The organism is Corallococcus caeni (genome assembly GCF_036245865.1).
In the GTDB taxonomy this organism is placed as follows: Bacteria; Myxococcota; Myxococcia; order Myxococcales; family Myxococcaceae; genus Corallococcus; species Corallococcus caeni.
On record NZ_BTTW01000004.1, the window covers coordinates 32,205 to 53,841 of the forward strand.

The following is a 21,637-nucleotide window of genomic DNA, read 5'->3' on the forward strand; positions in this document are numbered from 1 at the left end:
CCCAAGCCTCAGTAGGAGACGGACACCCGCGCGTAGCCTTCGTGGCGGGTGTAGTTGAGGCCGGCGGCGCCCAGCGACGAGGAGCGGGTGCCCAGCATGTAGCCCACCGCGCCCACGAGCCACGGGCGGATTTGATACTCGGGCCCCAGGTCCAGCGTCACCAGCGTGTCGCTCCGGCCGCCCGTGAAGGAGAGGAAGTCCAGCGCGCCCGTCGCGTGCAGCGCGAGCCGGCTGCCCATGACGGAGCGCGCTTCGGCGTAGACGCGGTCGTCGCGGAAGGTGCCGTAGGCGGCCACCGGTTCGAAGGCGCGCAGGTAGCCGCCCTTCACGGTGAGCGACGGGCCCCACAGGTACGTGCCCTCCGCCTGCGCCACCACGGTGCCGCCGCCGCCCGCGCCCAGGTTCTGGCTCCAGCCCGCCTTCGCCGTCAGGGTGATGCGCGGCGACACCAGGCCGGACACGCCCGCCATGGCGTGCAGCAGCGTCGCGCTGGGTGTGGTGGTGTCGTTGAAGTAGCCCCGGTACTCCAGGCCCGTGTCCACCACCACCGCCGTCTTGGGCAGGAAGCGCCAACGGCCCTCCGCGCCCACGCGCAGGTTGCCGTAGTTGAACTGGCTGGCGGCGAGCGGATCACACGCGGCGTCGGTGCAGCCCACGGGGGCCATGCCGCCCAGGGGCTCGAAGAACTCCATCGCGTACGCGGCGGACGGTGTCACTTCCAACGCGCCGCCGCCGGGCTTCCACTGCGCCTTGACGCGCGCCTCGTTGAAGAGGCTGAGCACGCCCGCGCCCAGCGCCACCGTGCGCGTGCGGTCCGAGCGCGTCAGCGCGTCGCCGACCTCCACGGACAGTGTGCTCTCCTGGTTGAAGAGCAGCGCCAGGTCCGCCGCGCCTTCCAGGTGCGACGCCGCGCCGGAGCCCGCGGTAATCAGGCCCGTGTAGGCCACGTAGTCCAGGTTGCCGCGCAGCGCGATGGCCAGCTTCGGGGACGGCACGTCCAGCAGCAGCCCGGGGCGGATGTGCAGCGCCAGCTCTCCGGACAGGTCCGGCGACAGGGGGCCCGTGCCCGCCTCGCGGAAGTAGCCCACGCCGCTGTCCAGCCGCGTCTCCAGGTCCAGCGTCGGGTGCAGCCGGCCGTTGCCCACCTTGACGCCGTTGCCGCCCGGAGGCCGTCCCCCCGTGAAGGCCTGCGCCGACGCCGTCAGCGGCAGCAACGCCGCGAGCGCCAGGGCCCCGAGGGCCAGACGGAATGTCCCAGCAGGCTGCTTCATGGTGTCAGAGGCGCTCCAGGCGGTGGGACGGCGGGCATAGCACGCAGGTTCCCCCATCGGAACAAACGGTCCAGGGCCGGGACCGGGGAAGGTGGGGGGACGCAGGCACTCAGTCCACGGGGCTCGCGGGCGGCGGGCGCACGATGAGGTCCGGCGGCGGCGGGGGACGCGTGGGGTCTCCGCCGGGCAGGTTGTCGGGCTCCTCCACCTCCACGAAGAGGTTCTCGTCGGTGCGGAAGGCGAGCTGGCCGATGCACTCCTCGGCCTCCGAGCGCAGCTGGCCCACCTTCTGCTGGGCGATCATCACCTTGGTGAACTCGTGCTCGCCGGGCGCCGCCTCGCTCTTGCTGACGGCCTCCTGGAGGGCCACGTCGGCCTGCTCGGAGATGCGCAGGAGGCCTTTGATCTGCGTCAGCTTCTCGTTGGCGCAGTTGAGCTTCACCACGTCCTTGGTGCGCCGCGCCTCCTCCACCTTCTCCAGCACCTGGCGGAGCGCTTCGCGCATGCCGCCCAGGGCCTGCGTGCTGCGCTCCAGCTTCTGGCTGTCCGGCACGTCGCCGGCCTTGTCCAGCGCGGGCGGGGCGGCGGGGCGCGGCAGCGGCGCGGGCGCCTGCGCGAGCGCCATCCCGGAGGTGACGAGTCCTCCGACGACGACGAGCATTCCCAGGGTGCGCATGCGCTTCACGAGTCCTTCCGGCCCCACTTCAAGCTTCGTGGGTCGAGCGTAGGAGCGAGGGGGTGGGGTGTCAACGCAATGCCCCATCGTCCCGGCGTCCGGTTTCCAGCCCCGGAATTCAGTCCTGGGGGGCCAGGCGGGCGTTGGCCTCCCGCAGGCGGGCGGACAGGCTGCGCGCGATGTTCACGACGATGAAGGTGAAGCCGTCCGCGTGCGCCAACCGGAAGGTCCGCAAATCCTGCGCGGTGAGCTGGAGCAGCTCCACCTCGCCCAGGGCGCGCACGGTGGCGGAGCGGTGGTCCTTGTCGATGAGGCCCATCTCCCCGAAGAACTCCGGCGGGCCCAGGACGGTGAGGGGCTTCACTGCGTTATCCGTGCCGCGGCGCACCACCTCCACCTGGCCGCGCACGATGACGAAGAGGCTGTCGCCCAGGTCGCCCTCCTCGAACACCACCTCCCCGTGAGAGTACCGGTAGAGCCGTGCCAGCTCCGCCAGCCGCGCGAGCTCCGCGGGGGCCAGCATCTCGAAGAGGGGGGATGTGGCGATGACGGCCAGCTTCTCCATGTGCTCCCCGCGAGTCCGGTGCCTCCGGAAGGTCCGGGAGGACGAGCCTATTCCCCTGGCGAGAAGATGAACGGGTAGCTGACGGGGACGTCGTCACTCGGTTGGAAAGGGAACTTCCAGCCGCGGATGGTGGTGATGATGCAACTGCTGACACCCTCGGAGCGCAGGGTGGATTCATCCACCTCCACGTTGCCGGCGCGGCCGTCCGGCTTGAGGTTGAAGCGGACCATCACCCTGCCCTTGAGGGTGGGGTCGCGCTTGAGCTCCTTCTCGTAGCAGCGCTGGATGGACGCCTTCATGCGCTGGATGAAGCGGGCCAGGTCCTTGGGGCTGACCTCGGAGCTGTCCACTTCCGGCACCGCGTCCGCGACCTGGGGCACCTTGACGGCCTGCTTCTGGCCGGTGTTCACGGCGCCCGCGCCGGACGTCTGCGTGGCGCCGATGCCCGCCACCTTGCCGCCGGTGTCGCCCTGCGGGTTGGCGATGCCGTTGCCGCCGCCAGCGCCCACCGCGAGCGCGCCGCCGGACTGCGCCCCCGCGAGCGCCTCCGCCACGTTGGCGCCGCTGCCGGCGCTGCCGAGCACGTCCGCGATGGCGTCCCCGCCGCCGGGGCCCTTGCCGCCCAGCAGCTTGAGGATGCCGGTGCTCGCGACCTTCGCCTCCATCTGCTGCCGACGCTCCGCGCTGTTGACGGGAGCGGACGTCGAGGCCGGCGTGGACGTCTTCTTGGGGGTGGTCTTCTCCTCCTCCGGCTTCTTCTCCTCGGTGGAGCCCTTCTCCTGGGGCTCCTCCTTCTTCGCGGGCTGCTGCGGGATGATGGCGCGCACGAAGCGGTCTTCCAGCTGGTCCAGCTCCACCTCCGCCTCCACCGGCGCCGGCTGGGCGACGATGAGCGCGACGCTCAGCACGTAGAGCACCAGCATCGACAGGAGGATGCCGAAGAAGAGGCGGTCCACCGTGCGCCAGGGGCTGGCCTTCAGCTCCGGGGGCAGCGGGGGCTTGGAGCCCTCCGCGGGCGCGGGGATGAAGTGGAAGAAGAGGGTGGCGTCCGGCAGCTCCACCTTGCCGCGGGCGCTCTCCTGCAGGGGCAGGTCGAAGGTGTCGTCCGCGCGGCGCGTGGCCAGGCCCTGGGCCCGGAGCGCGTCGAAGTCCACGTCCGACGAGCCCAGGTTGACGCGGCCCTGCATGTGCTCGTCGATGATGAGGTGGAACTGCTGGCCGCGGTTCTCCAGCACCTTGAAGCGCGACGGGCGCGCCTCGGACGGGGGCAGGACGATGGTGTTGCGGGCGTCCTCGCCAATGGTGACGGAGTCGTGGAGCAGGTGGTGCTCTTCGACGATGCGCCCGTCCTGGATGACGCCGACGCGCAGCAGCTTGGGGCGGGTTTGAAGGGCCATGTGACTAGAACGGGTCCTGCTGCACGCTCTGGACCACCTTGGGCACGAAGCTCTCCGTGCGGTTCAGGTCGTCGAAGCTCGGCTTGGAGCGATCGAGGAAATAGAAGGCTTCCGGCTTCTGGATGCGCCCCTCGACCTTGATGGCTTCCAGGTGGATGGCCTTGGCCTGCTTCTTCGCCGCCGGAGCCGGGGGCGTCGCGCCCTCCGCCGCCTTCTTCGTGGACGCGGGGTCCTCCGCCCAGGACGGACGGGCGACGGCAAGCAGCAGCAGGAAGAGGGCGGGGCGCATGGTCGGAGGTCGTGGCTACCGGACGTCTTTGGACACCTTACCCGAGGCGCCCGGCCGCGTGGCAGGGGGCCCCGGGGTCGGGGCGGGGGTCGCGGCGGCCTCGGGGGCCGTCGTGGGAGCGGCGGCGGCCCCGGCGGCCTTCTTCAGGCCCTCCTTGCGCTCGCGCTCGCGGCGGCGGGTCTCCCGGTCGATGCCCTTCTGCGCGTCCTTGAGGTACTGCGCGGTGCGCTCGTCGGTGCCGCCCTTGGACTTGTACTGCTCCAGGAAGGCCGCGGCCTTCTGGAGGCGCTCCAGCGGGTCCATGCCGGCGGGCTCCAGGTCCAGGTGGAGCAGGCCCAGGTTGAAGTACGGGTCCTTCGCGTCGGGCTGGAGCTGGAGCACGCGCTCGTACTCCGCCAGGGCGCGGGGGAAGTCGCCCTCGCCCCGGTACGCGTTGCCCAGGTTGAGGTGGGCGGCGGCGAAGTCCGGCGCGGCCTTCACCGCGGCCTCCAGCTCCACGCGGGCGCCGGCGTAGTCCTCGCCCTCGTTGAGCAGGGTGCCCAGGTTGTTGCGCGCCTCGGCGAAGTCCGGCCGCAGCGCGATGGCCTGGCGGAAGCGCTCCAGCGCCTGCGGACGCTCCTTGAGGCCCAGGTGCACCAGGCCCAGGGCGTTGAGGGTGGCCGCGTCCTGCGCGTCGATGGCGAGCGCGTTGCCCAGCACCATGGACGCCAGCTCGAACTTGCCCTCGCGGGCGTACACCTGCGCCAGGACCTGCATGGCGGGCACGTGCTGTTCGCTGACCTGGAGTGCGCGGCGGGCCTCCGTGACGGCGGCCGCGTGCTTCTTCTGCAGCAGGAGGTTGAGCGCCAGCGCCGTGCGCCGGGCCACCGAGTCCTGCTTCGTCAGCGCCTCGCGCAGCTCCGCCTCCAGCGACGCCGCGCGGCCCGTGCGCGCCGACAGCCGCACCAGGCAGTCCCACGCGGCCTCCTGGTCCGGCTCCAGCGCCAGCGCCTGCCGGTAGGAGCGCTCCGCGTCCGGGAAGCGGCCCTGGCGCTCCTGCACGATGCCCAGGTTCGTCCACGCGGGGCCCAGCTTCGGGGACTTCTCCAGCAGGGCCTTGAGCGCGGTCTCCGCGATGGTCAGCTCGCCGCGCCGGGCGACCTCCACCGCGCTGGTGAAGTCCCGCTCCTGACCGGAGAGCGACTTCGCGACCGGCGCCGGCTGCACCGGAGCCTTCGCGTCGCCGGACTTCGCTTCACCGGACTTGCCTTCGCTGGCCTTCGGCGCCGTGCTCACGGCCGTGGCGGGCCCTGACTCCGGGCCGGTGAGCTTCGGGTCCTTGCGCGTCTCGGGCGCGGAGGCGCAGGCGGACAGCCAGAGCACCAGCCCGGTGAGCGCGAACTTGCGGCCCGCGTTCATGGCGTGCCCCCTTCCGTCAGCCGGGTTGCCTTGTCGGGGGCCACGCGCGCGGGCGCGACGGGCGCGGCGAGGCTGCCTAGCAGGCCGTCCGGATACACGGTCTCCGACGCGAGCACGCCGCGGGCCTCCTTCAGGACGGGATACTCCTTGGGACGGAAGCGGTTGAGCGCCTCCAGCGTGCGGCGGGTCCACTCGTTGGAGACGCGGCTGTTGCGCGCTTCCTTGAGCGTGGCGGCGTAGCTCTCCACCGCGCGGTCCTCCAGCGCCACCGTGCGCTGCGTGAGCATGTCCTGGTACGTCAGCACCGCGTCGTCGCCCAGGCGCTTCACCTCCGGGGGCACCGGCGCGTCCAGCAGCGTGGCGGCGAAGCGCTCCAGGGCATAGCCGCGCCGGTAGAACGACGCCAGCGACCACTCGCGCTGCTTGTACGGCAGCACCCGGGCGTACGCGGCATCCACCGCCTTCACGGCCTCGGTCTTCTTGTTGAAGCTCTTCTCCAGCGCCTTGCCGGCGCCGCTGAGCTTCAGCGCGTCGAAGCGCTGGAACTCCAGTTCGGCCAGCTGGAAGCGGCTGTAGGCGGCGGCCTCGGCGGCGCGCAGCTGCGTGTCGGGCTTCAGCTTGCGGCGGTCGAAGTCATCCGCGGCGGCGGCCCAGGCGCGCTGGGCCTCCTTCGCGTTGCCGCGCTTCTTCCACGCGTCGCCCAGGCGGCGCTTCGCGTCCACCACCAGCTCCACCTGATCCGCCTTGCTCGCGAACTTGCGGACGAAGGCCTCCAGCGCCTGGATCTCGCCCTTCGTGTCGCCCTGCTTCTCCAGGATGCGGGCCGCGCGGTACTGGTTCTCCGGCGCGTTCTTCCCGTGGGGATACAGCTCCACGCAGCGCTGGAAGGCGGCGGCGGCCTCCGCGTAGCGCTGCTGTCCCTCGAGCAGCGACGCCGCGTTGTAGAGCGCGGCCTCGCGCTCCTCCGCCTTCGGGTAGTCCTTCACCAGCTTCTGGTAGCTGGTGACGGCCTTGTCGAAGTCGTAGGACTTCTGCGCGTTGAGGGCCACGCGGAACAGCGCGGTGTGCGCCCACGGCGACTTCGGATAGTCGCGGTACACGCGCTCGTAGAGCTTCATCGCGGAGTCGAACCGGCGCAGCTCCTCGTACGCCACCGCCGCGTTGTTGAGCGCCTTGTCGGCGAACTCGTGGCGGGGGGCCTCCTCCACCAGCTGGAGGTACTTCTTCGCCGCCTCGTCGTAGCGCTTCTGCGACGCCAGCTGATCCGCCAGGTTGAAGCGGCCGGCGAGCTTGAACTTCATCAGCTCGCGGTACTGCTCACCCGCGGGGTCCACCACCTGCGCGTTGCTGGCGAGCCGCGCGCTGACCTCCTCCACGCTCTTCCAGTCCTGGTCCACGAGGAAGGACTCGATGATGAGGTTGGTGGCGTAGCCTGCCACCGGGTTGCGCGGGTACGTCTGCACCACCTGCTCGAAGCGGGGGCGGGCCTGGGCGAAGTCGTCGTGCGTGTAGAACAGCTCCGCGGCCTGGTACGCGATGCCCGGCGCGGCCTCCTCCTTCGGCAGGAGCGCGACGTAGGCGTCGGACGCCTTCACGAGCGCGGCCTCCGTCTGGGCCAGGGCCACGGGCGCGTGCGCGCTGTCCTTGGGACGCTCGCTGGCGCGCAGCGGCTTGCGCTCGGGCACGCGGCCGGCCTTCACGTCCTCGTCCAGCTGCGCCTTCCAGGCGAGCACCGCGTTGTGCGCGGACACGTCGCGGTAGGTGTTGTCCTGGTTGGAGTCGCGGACGGCCTCGTACTCCTTCGCCGCGGGGCCGTACGCATCCGAGTTGAAGAGGGACTCGGCGTGGAAGAAGCGCATCGCGTACGCGGTCTTGCTGCGCGGGAAGCGCTCCAGGTAGGTGCCGTACGCGCGCGCGGCGGCGGCGTAGGTGGACTTCGCCTCCGCGTCCTTGCCCTCCTTCTGGAAGGCCTGCGCCTGCTGGTGCTGGTACGCGGCGGCGGAGTAGAGGCTCTGCTCGGCGAGCGTCTGCGCGTGCGACAGCGCGTTCGGGTCGTCCTTGTTCTTCTCGTACCAGGCGCCGCCGGGCAGGTAGCTGTTGGCCAGCTTCTCCGACTCCTGCGCGTACAGGTCCATGCGCCGGTCGCGCTCGTAGGCCTGGACGATGCGCTGCTGGAGGCGTGGCGCGTCCGCGGTGAGGGGCTCGGTGGAGAGCACCTGCTGGTACGCGGCGATGGCCTCCTCGTTGCGGAGCTGGTCGAAGTAGACGTTGCCCAGCCGCCGGTACACCTCCGCCTCGTAGGGCCGGCCGCCGCGCTTCGCGAAGAGGTCGCGGGCCCTGGCCACGCCGCCCCACGTCTCATCCGCCAGCGACAGCGCGATGTACTGGAGCGCCTCCGAGCGCAGGTCGCCTTCGTCCGCCTTGCTGCCGGACTGCTGGTGGGACTGGTAGTGGTCCAGGAGCAGCAGGAAGCTGTCCACGGACTCCTCGAACCAGTCCATCCGGTAGTACGTCCAGGCCAGCTTGTAGCGGGCCTTGTCGTAGAACCGGTGCTCGGTGTCGCGCGTGGCGACGGTGTACGCGTCGGCGGCCTTGCGCAGCGCCTCCGGGTCGGTCTCGTCCTCGAACCAGTACTCGCCGATGCGCGTCCACGCGTCGGTGGCGAAGCGGCTCTTGGGGTAGCGCGTGGTGAGCTGCTGGTAGGTGGCGAGGCTCTCCTCGTCCTTGTGCTGCTCGTTGAGGCAGTACGCCAGCAGGTACATCGAGCCGTCGTTGAGCTTGTAGTCCGGGAAGCGCGCGAGGAGCGTGCGGTACAGCCCGATGGACGGCGTGAAGTCCACCTCCGGCTCCGGCGGCAGGTCCGCCATCGCCTCGTCGGACATCGTGCGCACGCGCTCCGCGTAGTCGCGGCGCGCCAGCTGGTGCTCGTCCGCGGAGCGCTCGTAGTACAGCTCCGCCAGCCGGAACATCACGTCCGGCGTGGCGCGAGGCTCATCCGGGTAGCGGCGCAGGAAGTCCTCGAAGCGGGCGATGGCGTCCAGCCGCTGCGTGCGCTCCTGCGACTCCAGCGCGGTGAGCGTCTTCTCGTAGGCGTTGGAGAGCGCCGAGCGCTTCTGCTGGTAGCGCCGTTCGATGAGCTGCTTCACCTCGCGGTGGAAGTCGCGCGACTCCGCCTCGTACGCCTCCAGCGCGCGGCTCACGTCGCGCAGCAGCTTCTCCTGCTCGGGCGTGTGGCCCAGGCCGTCCAGGTAGCGCGAGGTGGGCGCGGGCACGGCCGGGGGCGCGGGTTGGGCCTTCGCGGGGGCCGCGGGCGCGGTGGCCTTCTTCGCGGCCTGACTGGGAGCCTTGGCCTTCGCGGCATGCGAGGCCAGCGGCGCGAGCGCCAGGAGCAGGGCGAGGGCAGGGCGGCGCAGGGCCATCAGTCCCCCCCTTCCGACGACAGGACGTCCTTGAACTCCGTGTCGACCGCGCGCAGCGCGTCCGCCTTCTCCTTGGCGACCTTCTGGATGTTCGCCGCGTTGTCCTGCGTGCGGCTGAAGGCCACGTCCACCGTGCCGGTGTCGGCCTTGAGCACCAGGTCGTAGAACTGCTGCCGCACGCGGCGGAAGCTGTCGTAGGCGATGCGGCCCACCAGGTTGCGGGCGTCGCCGGACGCGGCGGCCACCTCCTGCTCGTAGCCCTGGAGCAGCGCCTGCTCCACGCGCACCTTGTCGCGGATGGACTTCACGCGGTGCTCCAGCCGCGAGCGCAGCGCCACCCGGGCCACCGCCACGCGGCCGCGCAGCGAGTCGATGCGCGAGCGCACCGCGTGCATGCGCAGCAGCACGCGGGTGTCCTCGCCGTCCAGCCGGCCTTCACCGGCGCGCAGGACGCCGTGCTCCTGCTGGAGCGCGGCGGAGTAGCGGGCGCGGATGGCGGCCTCGCCCTCCAGCGACGTGTCCGTGGACTGGCGCTCCGTTGCCAGTCGGGCGCGGGTGCGGTCCAGCTCCGCCTGCAGGTCGCGCAGCGTGGCGATCTCCGCCTGGAGCTGCACCAGGAACTCGCGCTCCTCGGCGGGGTCCGCCTGCCGCTCGTCGCGCGTGTCCTCCACCCACTTGCGGATGGCGGCGGCGTTGGCGTGCAGGCTCTGCAGCTCGTAGCCCACGCGGAAGGCCTCGCGGTCCACCGCGTCCACCTTCGCCTGCATGCGCTGACGGCGCGCTTCCAGCTCCTTGTTGGTGGTGGGCAGCGACGCGAAGCGCAGCCGCTGGGCCTCGCGCGCGCCCTGGGCGACGAGCAGCTTCTCGCGCTCGGCGGGCGTCAGCTTCTCCTCCACCAGCGCGGCCTCCGCCTGCACCAGGGACTGCTCCACGGCGGTGAGCGCGGTGTCCACGGCCTCCGCGCGGACGTAGCCCTCCTGCAGCTCCGGGAACGCCTCCAGCCCGCGCGCGTCCAGCGCCTCCAGGATGCGCTCCGCGATGGCCTTCGCCTCGCCCGCGCCCTGACGGCCGCTGTCCAGGTCGCCCACCATCCGCACCGCGTCCGCGACCTCCTTCTGTGTGGACGCGTACTTCAGCGCCAGCGGGGGAAGGAGGGTGCTCACGTCCAGCGAGCGCTCGTTGCGCGCCAGCAGGTTGTCGAAGTACGCGACGGGGTCGTGGTTCACGCGCAGCAGCGCGTCCACCTTGTCGCGCGCGGGCATGAACATCCGCACCACGCCGTCATACGTCTCCAGCGCCTCGTCGTACTGGCGCAGCTTCTGGAGCAGGTGCCCCTGGAGGATGCGCGCCTCGGGCGCGAGCTGCGAATCCGGCGCGACGAGCAGCAGGATGTCCGTGGCGTTCTTCGCCTGCGTGAAGTCCTGCTTGCGCACGTACGTCCACGCGACCTCCAGCAGCGACTCCGGGAAGCGCTCGCTCTCGCGCGGAATCTGGCCGTAGTGGTCCAGCGCCTCGTCGTAGCGGCCCGTCTCGTACATCAGGCGGCCCAGGGACAGGTACGCGAGCTCGCGGAAGCGCTGGGCCTCCGCTTCCGCGAGGCCCGTGGACACCACCGCGTCCGGACCGCTGCCCACGATGCGCTGGAACTGCGCGATGGCCGCGGGGTAGTCCCCGCTCTGCACGCTCAGCACGCCCAGGTGGTAGACGGCCTGCACGCGGAAGGCGCCGGGGCCTTGCGCCAGCGGGGCGAACAGCGCGCGAGAGCGCTGCTGGTGCTCCTCCGGCGACAGGTCCAGGCGCTTGAAGGTGCCGCGCGCGTGCACATAGGCGATGTCCGGCGCCAGCACGCCGCCCGACAGCTGCCGCGCCTTGTCCACGTACGCGTCGATGCCCTCGAACTGCTGGAGCCGGCCCGCCACCGCGAGGTAGCGGCTCACGGCCTCCTTGTAGCGCTGCGGCGTCAGGGGCAGGGACAGCACGTCGCGCAGGTACACCCGCGCGCCGATGTCGTTCTTCTGCTGGTAGAGCGCGTCCGCCAGGTAGAAGACCGCCTCCGGGTAGCGCGGGCTCGCCTTGAAGTCCGGGTCGCTCACCAGGTCGTAGAAGAGGACGGACGCGGCGGCCCAGTCCCCCAGCAGCGAGTACACCTCGCCCTCGGAGAAGCGCTTGAGCTGCGAGTCGGTGCTGCTGGGCTCGGGGCGCTCCGTGAACTGCGTCTCCACGAAGCGCAGGGACTGCTCCGCCGCGCGCAGCTGCGCCTCCACCGCTTCCACCGAAGCGGCGCGCGAGCTGAGCGACGCGGGCATGGGGGGCAGCGGGGTCCCCGGCCTGGGAGCCTGGGGCGCCGGAGCGGGCGCGGCCTGAAGGGACAGCGCGAGGGCCAGGGCGTGCAGCGTCGCGGTCACGGCGGCTGCTCCCTACTTCGGCTCGCTGGAGGTGGTGGCCGGCGCGGCGGGCGTGCCCGGAGCGCCTTGCGTCGCCGGAGGGGTGGGCCCGGGCGGCCGGTTCGCGCGCGTGTCCTTGGCCACCTCGATGTCGTAGCGCACCGCGGGCCGGTCCTTGAGGTCGGTGGTGAGGCCGCCCTTCTCCACGCCCACCACGTTCACCGTGGTGACCTTTCCGGTCTCCGCGTTGAAGGTGTAACTGGATTGCACCTTGAACTTGTAGCCTTCCAGGTAGCTGAACACGCCGTAGCCGCTGCCCCGGTACACCAGGCGCACCGCCAGCTGGTGCTGGCCCGGCACGATGCGGCCGTTGAAGACCTCCAGCGACTGGTGCCGGTTCAGGTCTCCCTGCGTGTCCACCTGGGTGAAGATGGGCGCGCCGTCCAGCGCGTACACCACCGACTCCAGCTGGAACGCGTTGCCCATCTCGTTCTTGTGCACGAGCACCGCGCGGGCGCCGGTGGACAGCTCGCCGCCCATCACCGACTCCTGGAGCAGCAGCAGGCGCGCCTTGGAGCGGTAGATCTTCTCCTTCAGGTCGACGACCTGCTCCTCCAGCGTCTTCACGCGCGACGTGAAGGCCTCATCCGCCGTCTGGTCGCCCGTGGGCGCGGGAGCCTGCTGCGACGCGGCGGGCTGCGATGCGGCGGCGGCCGGCGCGGCGGGAGGAGGAGCGGCAGGAGTGGGGGACGCACCTTGCGCGAACACCGGCCCGGACAGGCCAGCGCTCAGGAGCGCGAGGAGACGGAAGGTGGCGGATGCGACGCGCACGGTACGACCTCGGAAGGCGGCTCTGCCCGACGGCACGAGGTCATACCATCCTTTGCCGGGGGCTGCCCGGTGGGGGGCAGCCCGCCGGGCAGGGGAGCAGGCGGAGTGTCAGCCGCCCTTGCGCAGCTCGGTGAGGACCAGCTTCGCCACGGCCTTGAGCGTGTCGAAGACGCCCACGCCCGTGGGCGCCACGGCCTGGTACTCCGGGATGTTCCGGGGGTTGAGCGCCTTGCGCATCTCCTCCACGGTCACCGCGTTGGGCAGGTCGCGCTTGTTGTACTGCACGACGTACGGAATCTTGTTCAGGTCGTAGCCCTGCTCGGCCAGGTTGATGCGCAGGTTCTCCAACGACTCCATGTTGGCTTCCATGCGCTCGATCTGGCTGTCGGCGACGAACACCACGCCGTCCACGCCCTTGAGGATGAGCTTGCGGCTGGCGTCGTAGAACACCTGGCCGGGCACCGTGTAGAGGTGGAAGCGCGTCTTGAAGCCGCGGATCTCACCGAGCGACAGGGGCAGGAAGTCGAAGAAGAGCGTGCGGTCCGTCTCCGTGGAGAGGGAGATGAGCTTGCCCTTCGTGTCCGCCGCGGTCTTGTTGTAGATGTACTGAAGGTTGGTCGTCTTCCCGCAGAGGCCCGGCCCGTAATAGACAATCTTGCAGTTGATTTCGCGGGATGAGTAATTGATGAAGGACATGGCTTCCCGGGTTACTCGCTGAAGAGGTTGTCGATATCGTCGTCGGAGATCTCGGCGAACGGCGAACCGGCTCCGGGGCTGTCGGTCTTCTTCACGAGGCTTTCGAAGATCTTCGTCAGCTCGTCGCTGGCCTTCTTGATGCGCAGGCGCACCAGACCCAGGCTCGTGCGGTTGTCGAAGATGACGACCAGCACCACGCGGCTGCCCACGATGGTCATGTAGAGGCTGTCCTTCGCCCCTTCATGGAACTGGTTGGGGAATTCATTCTCCCCGATCAGCTTCGCCAGTCCGCCCATGGCGGCCACGTTGCCGGCCGTCAGCGACGCGAGCGACGTGGTGTCGATGTTCTGCGTCTGGCCGGCCGAGGAGATGAGCTGGCCGTTCTTGTCGACGAGGAAGACCACCTTCGCGTTCGCGTCCTTGGTGAGCCGGTCGCAAACGGCGTTGATCTTGGTGAACTCCTCTTCGTACATCACCAGTTGCGTGCCCATGGGCGTATGCGCTCCTCAGCGTTCGCTCGCCCCGCGCGCGGCGGCGCTCCGATGTTTCTGGAGTGAATCCCGGAGGTTAGACGAGGCGCTACCGACCGCCGTCATGCTTAGCAAAGCAGTTCCACTCCAGCAAGAAGCCAGCCGTGATCCGCGCCGCTTCTTGAAGGAATGACGGCTTCGCGGGTTGGGACACCTGCCCCTCTTCTCTATACTCTCCCGGGCCTTGCGCCGCCCGAGCCCCCTCACCGCCATCCTCCCGCGCCTGCTCGTCCTCGTCCTGGCGCTCGCCTGTTCCGGGGGCGCCCGTGCGCAAACCCCCGAGTCCGAGCGCGCCTCGTTGCGCCTCCGTTACGGCCTGTCCTCGCGCCAGGGTGAGCAGGTGGATGTAGGGCCCGGGCTCACCTACTCCGGTCTGACGCCGAACGACGTGGCGCTGACGTTGATGGGCTGGGCGGGGACGTACCTGGGCGGCCAGGTGGAGCTCCAGCGCGAGGCGTTCGAGCTTCGGGATGCGTCGTCGCGCGTGACGGGCGGCAGCCTGGTGCGCGGTTCGCTGGGGCCGCGCGGGCGTCTGTTCTTGGGGCCGGTGCGGCTGGAGCTGGGCGCGGGCTACGGCTTCGCGCAGCTGCCGCTGTTCGGTGGGTTCACCTACGCGCCGGTGTTGCAGCGGGGCGTGCGGCACGCGGCGCTGGTGTCCGCGCGGGTGTTGGTGGCGCTGCCGGCGAAGCTGCAACTGGAAGCGCGGGGTGAACTGCCGCTGACGCTCTCCGCGCACGCGGCGGATGGACTGAAGGCGTCATCGTCCGGCTACGTCGTGGGCGCGGCGCTCCTGTATCCGGTGGTGAGCCGGGATGGCTGGACGGGGCGCCTGCTCCTGGACGTGCAGCAGGCGCACGACACCATGGAACTGGAGGACAGCGGCCTGCGCTCCGAACAGCGGATGCGCCGCATCGGCCTGGGCTTCGAGGTCGCGCTGGGCCCGGCACCTCGAGTCATCGAGGATCGGGTGCGTGGAATCATCCCCATCCAGGTGGTGGACGCGGACACCGGCGCGCCGCTCGCGGGGGCGCGGGTGCGCGTGCCCTCATTGATGAAGCCGGGGACGACCGAGGAGCTGGTGACGGATGCGCAGGGGAAGGTGAGGGCCTTCCTGCCACCGGGAGAGCAGTCCGCCGAGGTGATCCTGGAGGGCTACGACTCCGTGACGGCGCGCACCTCCGTGCCGGTCATGGAGATCGCTCCCCTGGAGGTCCGCCTCCACAAGCCGGCGCCGACCACGGGCTCCCTCAAGGTGAAGGTGGTGCAGGGCAAGAACAGCGCGCCGGTTCCGGACGTGCAGGTCGCTTCAGGCACCGCCCAGCTGCGCACTGACAAGGCCGGTGAGGTGCTGCTGGAAGGGCTCGCGCCGGGACCGGTGGCCGTGGCGATGTCGGCGCCGGGCTTCCGCGCCACGGAAGAGGCCGCGGTCGTGGTGGCGGGGCAGACGTCGGAGCTGGTGGTGGTGCTGGCCCAGGAGCGCAAGGGCGAGCTGGCCACGCTGGTGGGCCAGGTGCGCAGCGCTCGGAGCGGCAAGGCGCTGGTGGCGACGGTGAGCATCCCGCAGGCGAAGGTGCGCACGCGCACGGACAAGAGCGGCGCCTTCACCGCGCGCGTCCGCGGCGGCACGTACCGCATCACCCTGTCCGCGGCCGGGCACCGGACCCAGACGAAGACCGTCACCGTGCGCGAAGGCGAGCAGGCGATTCTCAACGTTGATTTGTTCCCGAGGGGCCGGTGAGTCGCGCGGCAGTGCCGCGACGCACCCGTCCGTCGTCGTCGAGGTTTCAGTGAGTCCTGTCCGCATCCTGGCGCTGTCGCTGCTCGTCCTCCTCTCCGGCTGCTCGGGGTGTGAACGCGAGGAGGCGCCGAAGCCTCCGCCAGTGGTGGAGGTGGACGCGGGGGCCGTCGTCCCCATCGGGCGCCTGGAAGGGCTGTCCGGTGACGTGCGCCTGGAGCGCGGCGGCAAGGTGGGCCCGGCGGTGGAGGGGCCGCTGCTCGCGGGCGACGCGGTGGAGACCGGCGAGAGCGGATCCGCGACGGTGCGCTTCCCGGGCGACCGGACGGTGGAGGTGGGCAGCGAGGGCCGGTTCGCGGTGGGCTCGGACGCGACGGGCATCGTGATGAAGGTGGAGCGCGGCATCGTGCTGTCACGCGTGCCCGCGGGCGGGAAGCCCGACAGCGCGGGCTCAAAGGTGACGTTGAACATCCTCACCCCCTTCGGCCTCACGCGCGTGGGGCCGGATCCGTCGGAGGTGAAGGTCGCGGTGGCGGAGGACTCGGCGCGGGTGGAGGTGAAGCTGGGCGCCATCGAACTGGTCTCCAAGGACGGCAAGACGCTGCGCGCGGCGCAGGGCGACGCGGTGGACCTGACGCGCGAGCGTGCGGAGGTGACACCCTCGGCCCCGCGCATCGTGGAGCTGGCGCCCATCGCGGTGACGGTGCGCGCGACCTCCGGCAACGCGGAGGTGAAGTCGAAGGACACGGGCCGCTGGCGCAAGGTGCGCCGCGACGGCGAGGTGCTGTCCTTTGGCGACGGCGTGCGGGCGAAGGGCGGCGAGGCGGTGCTGTCACTCAAGGACAGCGGCTCGGTGCTGACGCTCGCTCCAGGCGCGGAGGCGGTGCTGGAGAGCGCGGGGCAGCAGGGCACCATCGACGAGGCGCGCGTCAACCTGCTGCAGGGCCTGCTGGCCGTGCAGCTCGCCATGGGGCGCCAGAGCCGCGTTGTGCTGCCGCAGATGACGGTGGAGTCCGGGAGCGGGGCGAGGCTGGAGATCCGCCGCACGCAGACGGGCATGCAGGTGGCGGCGCACACGGGCGACGTGACGCTGCGGCGGGGCGAGGCACGGCAGGAGCTGCGCGCTGGTGAGCGCGCCACCGTGGCCACGGACGGCACCGCGAAGGTGGAGCCGCTGGAGGCTGCGGTGGTGGCGGTGGGCCCGGGCGAGGGCACGGAGATCTTCCACCGGGGCCTTTCGGAGGTGGCGCTCACCTGGGAGGGCGAGGGCGACGCGGTGGTGGAGGCGGCGCAGGACGCGGCCTTCAAGCGGCTGGTGCTCTGGGGCCGGGTGCACCGCGCTTCCGTCAACGTGTCCGCGCTGGCGCGGGGCACGCTGTACTGGCGGGCGCGCAAGGAGGACGGCACGCAGGTCGCGGCGGGCAGCGTCCACTTCGCCCCGGAATCCCCCACGAGCTCGCTGGCGCGGGTGCGCAACGTGGTGCCGGAGGGGCCGGAGAAGACGACCATCTTCTACCAGGACAAGCCTCCGGCGGTGACGTTCACCTACGGCGAGGAACCGCAGGCCCATACGTATCGCGTGGCGGTGTACAAGGCGGGCTCGCTCGCGACGCCCGTGGTGCAGCGCACGGTGTCGGAGCCGCGCGCGGCGCTGGAGGCGGGGGCGCTGGGCGAGGGCAGCTACCTGTGGTCCGTCACGCCGCTGTCGCAGGCGGGCGCGGCCCTCAAGGGCGGGCGCATGAACAAGCTGGAGCTCGTCTATGACAACTCGGTGGTGGGGCTGGTGGTGGACAGCCCGCGCCAGGGTACGTCGGCGGCGGAGAAGGTGCGGGCTTCGGGTGTGGCGCCCGTGGATGCCCGCCTGTCCATCAACGGACGGGCCGTGCCCCTGGACGCCAAGCACCGCTTCGATACGTGGGTCCCCCCCATGGGAATGCCCCCCCTGCTGGTGTTTAAGATGACGCGTCCCGGTGCCCCGGACGTACTCACGGTGCGCACCCTGAAAACGCGAGGACCTTGAGGGATGGCACAGCCCAACGTTCCCATTCCGGATCCCGCCGGCGCCTCGACCGCGCCCATCCTCCAGCCCTACGGACAGTACGTCCTCGTGCGCAAGCTGGCCGAGGGCGGCATGGCGGAGATCTTCCTCGCCAAGCTGCTGGGCGCGGACGGCTTCGAGCGCAACGTGGTGCTCAAGCGGATGCTGCCGACGCTGTCGGCCATCCCCGACTTCGTGGAGATGTTCCGCGACGAGGCGCGGCTCGCGGCGAAGCTGTCGCATCCGCACATCGTGCAGATCCACGAGCTGGGCTTCACGGAGGGCTGCTACTACATCTGCATGGAGTACCTCGCGGGCGAGGACTTCTCCACGACGCTGCGGCTCGCGGGCCGCAGGCGCCAGTACGTGCCGCTGCCGGTGGTGGTGCGGGTGCTCATCGACGCGGCGCGGGGCCTGCACTTCGCGCACACCTTCACCAACGAGCAGGGCCAGCCGCTGCACGTGGTGCACCGGGACGTGTCGCCGTCCAACCTGTACGTGACGTACCAGGGCCAGGTGAAGGTGCTGGACTTCGGCATCGCCAAGGCCGAGTCGCGCCTGGTCCAGACGCGCACCGGCGTGGTGAAGGGCAAGTACATCTACATGGCGCCGGAGCAGGCGCAGGGCAAGGAGGTCGACCACCGCGCGGACGTGTTCTCGCTGGGGGTCAGCCTCTACGAGGCCGTCACGCACGTGCGGCCCTTCTCCCGCGAGAACGACCTGGCGGTGCTCAACGCGCTGTTGCAGGGCGAGTTCGAGAAGCCGCGCGCGCTCAGGGCGGACCTGCCGCAGGGCCTGGAGGACATCATCCTCAAGGCCATGGCGTTCAAGCCGGCGGACCGGTACGCGAACGCGGAGGAATTCGCGGTCGCGCTGGAGGCCTTCGCCACGGGGCTCGAGGGTGGGGCCGCGGGCGCTCCGGCGCTGGGCACGTTCCTGCGCCACCACTTCGGCGAGGAGCGCGTCACGGAGAAGACGCGCATCCCCACGCTGGCCACGCTCACCGCCGCGCGTCCGACGGACCCCGAGTTCGCGGCGATTGCTCCGCCCGTGGTGGGTCCGGGCACGAACACGTACGGGCAGCAGGTGTCCCGACCGAGCGCCACGGGCATGAGGGCGCTGACCTCTCAGAACAAGTCAGCTCCCGCGCAGGCTCCCGCGCCGGAGGTCGTGGCGAACACGCCTCCCACGAAGCCCGCGTCCCGGCGCTGGCTCGCGGGGGTGGTGGGGGGCGTGGGGCTGGTGCTCGCGGGCGCGGCGTTCGTCATCGCGCGGCCCGGTGGCACCGCGGCGAACGTCACGCCTCCGGTCCAGCCGCGGCCGGCCGTCGCGCCCGTGGCCAACGGGACTGCGCCGGAAGCGGCTCAGGGCTCGCAGCAGCCAGGAGCCCAGGTCGCGTCGGGCACGCAGGGGCAGGGGGCACCTGTACCCGCGGGGACGCAGGCCCATGGGCCCGAAGGGACCCCGCCCGGGAGCGTGCCGGGCGGTGACGCGGTGGCGGCGTCCGTGACGGATTCGCCCCACGTGGATGAGGGGACGGAGGAGACGCCCTCTCGCAAGACGGTGACGAAGCCGGCGGTGAAGGAGCGCGTGTCGCTGGGCATCGAGGACATCCAGCGCGTGGTGTCCAACGGCCGCTCGAAAATCACCGGCTGCTTCGAGCGCTACAAGTCCGACCTGCCGTCGGCCGCGGGCGAGGTGCAGGTGCAGCTCACCATCGTGTCCTCCGGCAAGGTGCGAGCGGGCACGCGCGGGCCGCTGGCGTCCACGGCCGTGGGCCGCTGCCTGGAGACGCAGGCCCAGAGCCTGCGCTTCCCTGCGCACCGCGACCAGGAGGTCACCGTGCTGATGCCGTTCTCGTGGAAGGTGACGCAGTAGCGCGCGTGCCGTCCCGCGTTCAGCGCGCGGGACGCAGCACCGCCGTCACAGGTCGCGGCGGGCGGACAGCGCCTTGGCGAGCGTGGCCTGGTCCGCGAACTCCAGGTCGCCGCCCATGGGCAGGCCCTGGGCGATGCGCGTCACCCGCAGGCCCAGCGGCTTGAGCAGACGCGTGAGGTAGAGCGCGGTGGCCTCGCCCTCGATGTCCGGGTTGGTGGCGAGGATGATCTCCTCCACCCGGCTGTCGTTGAGGCGCTCCAGCAGCTCCTTGATGCGCAACTGCTCCGGGCCCACGCCTTCCAGCGGGGACAGCACGCCGTGCAGCACGTGGTAGCGGCCCTTGAACTCGCGGGTGCGCTCCAGCGCCATCAGGTCCGAGTACGTCTCCACGACGCACAGGGCACGCTCGTCGCGGCGGTTGTCGCGGCAGAAGCCGCACAGCTCCGAGTCGGTGAGGGAGAAGCAGCGCACGCACAGGTGCACCTTCTCCTTCACCTCGCGGATGGCCTGCGAGAGGTCCACGGCGAACTCGCCCGGCGCCCGCAGGATGTGGAACGCGAGGCGCTGGGCGGTCTTCTCACCAATGCCCGGCAGCTTCGCGAGCTGGGCGACCAGGCGGTTCAGCGGATCGGGGGTCATCCGTCTTTAGTTAATGCCGGGGATCTTCACGCCGCCGGAGATCTTCGCCAGCTCCGCGTTCATGTGCTGACGGCTGTTCGCCAGGGCAGCGTTCACGGCGGCGGTGACGAGGTCCTCGAGCATCCCGGGGTCGTTCGGGTCGATGGCCTTCTTGTCGATCTTGATGCTGCGGATCTCCTGCACGCAGTTGGCGACGACCGTCACGAGGCCCTCGCCGGACTTCGCCTCGACGGTCTCTTCCGCCAGCTGCTTCTTCCGCTCCTCGATCTTCTCGGTGAGCTTGTTCGCCTGCCGGATGAAGTAGTTCAGGTCGATGCCGGGCATGTGCTTCCTCGGTCCCCGGCCGTGGGAGCGCGCGCCGTCATGGCGCCGCTCGGAGCAGGGACGTTGCCGCGCACCCTAGCGGGGCGCGGCGGCGTTGTCAGTCGTCAGGAGCGGCGGGGACGTCCGGGAGGTTGGCCGCTGGCCGCTCGGGCTCGTAGACCTGGATGTGCTCGATTTCGCCGCCCAGCATCTTGAGGATGGAGCGCACGGCCGCGTGGGAGCGCACCTTGCCCTCGGTGCTCTTCTCGTGGGTGGCGCGGCTCTGGGTGTCCTGTTCGGAGAGGCTCAGCCCCATGCCGCCCGGGAGGACGTCCTGGGTCTGGGGCACGTCCATGATGGTGAGCTTCACGGCCCGGCCGAAGTGCGAGGCCAGCGCCGAGTCCACGGCGGCCTTGCCCGCGGGGGCCGTCACCGCGGCCTTGTGGAAGGCGGCGGAGGGCGGATAGCCCAGGACGATTTCGCCCGCCTTCATGGACTGGAGGCGGCCGTTGGCCAGCGCCGTGCCGTGGCGCACGGACGCGGCCTTCACGGTCTCCACGGCGGCGCGCCAGCGCTCGGGAAGGGAGCGGTTGGGGTTGTCGCGGCTGGTGGCGACGGGCGCCATCGCGGGCGGCGGTTCGGGCTCCGGGGGCTCCGGTTCAGCGGGGGCGGCTTCCGCGACGGGGATGCACTCGCCGGAGGCACAGCCTTCGGCGGAGCCCTCTTCCGGGAACATGCGCTCGTCCACGTCCTCGTCGCCGAGCGGCGGAGGTTCGGGAGGAGCCACGGGCTCCGGCTTGCGCATGTTGGTGATGCGCACGGTGGGCCCGGCTTCGGGCGCGCGAGCGGCGGGCGCGGGCTCCGGGACGGGAGCCGGGGGCTGGGCGCCGCCGTTGCGGAGGAAGGAGAGGGGCCGGGCCGCGGACGGGGGCAGGCCGTCCATGACGACAGCTGGAGCCGGAGGGGCCTCCAGCGCGGGGGCCGCGCCACCGCCATTGCGCAGGAACGACAGCGGACGCGCGGCGGAGGGTGACAGGTCGTCCATCACCACCGGCGCGGGAGGCACGGCGGCGGGCGTCGGAACGGGGCCGCCCGCGGCGCCGCCATTGCGCAGGAAGGAGAGGGGCCGGGCCGCGGAGGGAGACAGGCCCTCCATCAGCGCGGCGGGAGGCGTCCTCGTGGCCACGGCGGAAGCACCGGCCTGGGGCGGCTCCGGTGCACGCGTGACGACCGTGGGCGGTGCGCCGTCATGCGCCGTGGGGGCGCCGCGAGGCTCGAAGGACTGGGGCGCGGGAGTCATACGCGCGGAGGCGTCCTGCGCTCCGAAGGGCCGAGGACTGGCGCCCGCGTAGGCCGCGGGGCTCAGGGCCTCACGTGAATGCCCGTTGGATGCCGGGTGCGCCGACGTGCCCGCTGCGTCGAAGGGGCGAACGGTGGCGCCCGCGTGGGTGGATGGACCCTGCACATCCGTCATGCGCGGCGAAGCGCCGGTGAGCGCGGATCCAGCCTGGGGTTCGGACGGACGTGACGGCGCCCCCGCTTGCACGGAGGCACCCTGTGCTTCGACAGGGCGCGGAGCCGCCGCTAC

17 protein-coding genes are annotated in these 21,637 nt (G+C 71.3%); 3 read left to right on the forward strand and 14 right to left on the reverse strand.

Annotation, left to right across the window (positions count from 1 at the left end; translation table 11 throughout):
• Positions 1 to 8 precede the first annotated feature (8 nt).
• The 11 genes from AABA78_RS18390 to mglB form a co-directional block, all read right to left on the reverse strand.
• Positions 9 to 1,271, reverse strand: coding sequence for a hypothetical protein (locus AABA78_RS18390; protein ID WP_338264333.1), 1,263 nt, complete (start codon positions 1,269 to 1,271; stop codon positions 9 to 11).
• Positions 1,272 to 1,380: 109 nt separating this feature from the next.
• A complete protein-coding gene (locus AABA78_RS18395) occupies positions 1,381 to 1,947 on the reverse strand; it encodes a hypothetical protein (protein WP_171412204.1) in 567 nt (188 codons plus the stop codon).
• Between the two features lie 118 nt (positions 1,948 to 2,065).
• A complete protein-coding gene (locus AABA78_RS18400; protein ID WP_338264334.1) occupies positions 2,066 to 2,512 on the reverse strand; it encodes a cyclic nucleotide-binding domain-containing protein in 447 nt (148 codons plus the stop codon).
• A gap of 47 nt (positions 2,513 to 2,559) precedes the next feature.
• Positions 2,560 to 3,909, reverse strand: a complete 1,350-nt coding sequence (locus AABA78_RS18405; RefSeq protein ID WP_338264335.1) for a TonB family protein — start codon at positions 3,907 to 3,909, stop codon at positions 2,560 to 2,562.
• A gap of 4 nt (positions 3,910 to 3,913) precedes the next feature.
• The gene (locus tag AABA78_RS18410; RefSeq protein WP_171412201.1) at positions 3,914 to 4,198 is read right to left on the reverse strand and encodes a hypothetical protein; all 285 of its coding nucleotides are present in this window, start codon (positions 4,196 to 4,198) and stop codon (positions 3,914 to 3,916) included.
• Positions 4,199 to 4,213: 15 nt separating this feature from the next.
• A complete protein-coding gene (locus AABA78_RS18415; RefSeq protein WP_338264336.1) occupies positions 4,214 to 5,596 on the reverse strand; it encodes a tetratricopeptide repeat protein in 1,383 nt (460 codons plus the stop codon).
• The gene (locus AABA78_RS18420) at positions 5,593 to 9,015 is read right to left on the reverse strand and encodes a tetratricopeptide repeat protein (protein ID WP_338264337.1); all 3,423 of its coding nucleotides are present in this window, start codon (positions 9,013 to 9,015) and stop codon (positions 5,593 to 5,595) included. The genes AABA78_RS18415 and AABA78_RS18420 overlap by 4 nt, the downstream gene beginning before the upstream one ends.
• Positions 9,015 to 11,420, reverse strand: coding sequence for a tetratricopeptide repeat protein (locus AABA78_RS18425; protein WP_338264338.1), 2,406 nt, complete (start codon positions 11,418 to 11,420; stop codon positions 9,015 to 9,017). The genes AABA78_RS18420 and AABA78_RS18425 overlap by 1 nt, the downstream gene beginning before the upstream one ends.
• Before the next feature lie 12 nt (positions 11,421 to 11,432).
• The gene (locus tag AABA78_RS18430) at positions 11,433 to 12,230 is read right to left on the reverse strand and encodes a dihydrolipoamide acetyltransferase (RefSeq protein ID WP_338264339.1); all 798 of its coding nucleotides are present in this window, start codon (positions 12,228 to 12,230) and stop codon (positions 11,433 to 11,435) included.
• Positions 12,231 to 12,338: 108 nt separating this feature from the next.
• On the reverse strand, positions 12,339 to 12,926 hold the full coding sequence (gene mglA, locus AABA78_RS18435) for a gliding-motility regulator Ras-like GTPase MglA (RefSeq protein ID WP_014394794.1): 588 nt from the start codon (positions 12,924 to 12,926) through the stop codon (positions 12,339 to 12,341).
• A gap of 11 nt (positions 12,927 to 12,937) precedes the next feature.
• Positions 12,938 to 13,417: a gliding-motility regulator GTPase-activating protein MglB gene (gene mglB, locus AABA78_RS18440; RefSeq protein WP_002637270.1), complete on the reverse strand. Its 480-nt coding sequence runs from the start codon at positions 13,415 to 13,417 to the stop codon at positions 12,938 to 12,940.
• A 223-nt stretch (positions 13,418 to 13,640) separates the two neighbouring features.
• Here mglB and AABA78_RS18445 point away from each other — a divergent pair, with 223 nt between their 5' ends.
• The 3 genes from AABA78_RS18445 to AABA78_RS18455 are packed head-to-tail and all read left to right on the forward strand — an operon-like array spanning position 13,641 to position 19,107.
• Positions 13,641 to 15,194 carry an MSCRAMM family protein gene (locus AABA78_RS18445; RefSeq protein WP_338264340.1) on the forward strand — a complete coding sequence of 518 codons (1,554 nt, stop codon included), beginning with the start codon at positions 13,641 to 13,643 and terminating at the stop codon, positions 15,192 to 15,194.
• A 49-nt stretch (positions 15,195 to 15,243) separates the two neighbouring features.
• A complete protein-coding gene (locus tag AABA78_RS18450; RefSeq protein ID WP_338264341.1) occupies positions 15,244 to 17,211 on the forward strand; it encodes a FecR family protein in 1,968 nt (655 codons plus the stop codon).
• 3 nt (positions 17,212 to 17,214) lie between these two features.
• The gene (locus tag AABA78_RS18455) at positions 17,215 to 19,107 is read left to right on the forward strand and encodes a protein kinase domain-containing protein (protein ID WP_338264342.1); all 1,893 of its coding nucleotides are present in this window, start codon (positions 17,215 to 17,217) and stop codon (positions 19,105 to 19,107) included.
• Between the two features lie 45 nt (positions 19,108 to 19,152).
• Here the strand turns inward: AABA78_RS18455 and recR are convergent, their stop codons facing one another.
• The 3 genes from recR to AABA78_RS18470 form a co-directional block, all read right to left on the reverse strand.
• A complete protein-coding gene (recR, locus tag AABA78_RS18460) occupies positions 19,153 to 19,746 on the reverse strand; it encodes a recombination mediator RecR (RefSeq protein ID WP_120527892.1) in 594 nt (197 codons plus the stop codon).
• Between the two features lie 6 nt (positions 19,747 to 19,752).
• Positions 19,753 to 20,070 carry a YbaB/EbfC family nucleoid-associated protein gene (locus tag AABA78_RS18465; protein ID WP_120605628.1) on the reverse strand — a complete coding sequence of 106 codons (318 nt, stop codon included), beginning with the start codon at positions 20,068 to 20,070 and terminating at the stop codon, positions 19,753 to 19,755.
• 97 nt (positions 20,071 to 20,167) lie between these two features.
• A complete protein-coding gene (locus AABA78_RS18470) occupies positions 20,168 to 21,349 on the reverse strand; it encodes a DNA polymerase III subunit gamma/tau (RefSeq protein WP_338264343.1) in 1,182 nt (393 codons plus the stop codon).
• Positions 21,350 to 21,637 lie beyond the last annotated feature (288 nt).

Coding starts and splice junctions, on each gene's coding strand:
- AABA78_RS18420 (WP_338264337.1), bottom strand. CDS start 9,015: ATGGCCCTGCGCCGCCCTGCCCTCGCCCTGCTCCTGGCGCTCGCGCCG.
- recR (WP_120527892.1), bottom strand. CDS start 19,746: ATGACCCCCGATCCGCTGAACCGCCTGGTCGCCCAGCTCGCGAAGCTG.
- mglB (WP_002637270.1), bottom strand. CDS start 13,417: ATGGGCACGCAACTGGTGATGTACGAAGAGGAGTTCACCAAGATCAAC.
- AABA78_RS18395 (WP_171412204.1), bottom strand. CDS start 1,947: ATGCGCACCCTGGGAATGCTCGTCGTCGTCGGAGGACTCGTCACCTCC.
- AABA78_RS18390 (WP_338264333.1), bottom strand. CDS start 1,271: ATGAAGCAGCCTGCTGGGACATTCCGTCTGGCCCTCGGGGCCCTGGCG.
- AABA78_RS18470 (WP_338264343.1), bottom strand. CDS start 21,349: ATGACTCCCGCGCCCCAGTCCTTCGAGCCTCGCGGCGCCCCCACGGCG.
- mglA (WP_014394794.1), bottom strand. CDS start 12,926: ATGTCCTTCATCAATTACTCATCCCGCGAAATCAACTGCAAGATTGTC.
- AABA78_RS18400 (WP_338264334.1), bottom strand. CDS start 2,512: ATGGAGAAGCTGGCCGTCATCGCCACATCCCCCCTCTTCGAGATGCTG.
- AABA78_RS18415 (WP_338264336.1), bottom strand. CDS start 5,596: ATGAACGCGGGCCGCAAGTTCGCGCTCACCGGGCTGGTGCTCTGGCTG.
- AABA78_RS18405 (WP_338264335.1), bottom strand. CDS start 3,909: ATGGCCCTTCAAACCCGCCCCAAGCTGCTGCGCGTCGGCGTCATCCAG.
- AABA78_RS18465 (WP_120605628.1), bottom strand. CDS start 20,070: ATGCCCGGCATCGACCTGAACTACTTCATCCGGCAGGCGAACAAGCTC.
- AABA78_RS18455 (WP_338264342.1), top strand. CDS start 17,215: ATGGCACAGCCCAACGTTCCCATTCCGGATCCCGCCGGCGCCTCGACC.
- AABA78_RS18410 (WP_171412201.1), bottom strand. CDS start 4,198: ATGCGCCCCGCCCTCTTCCTGCTGCTGCTTGCCGTCGCCCGTCCGTCC.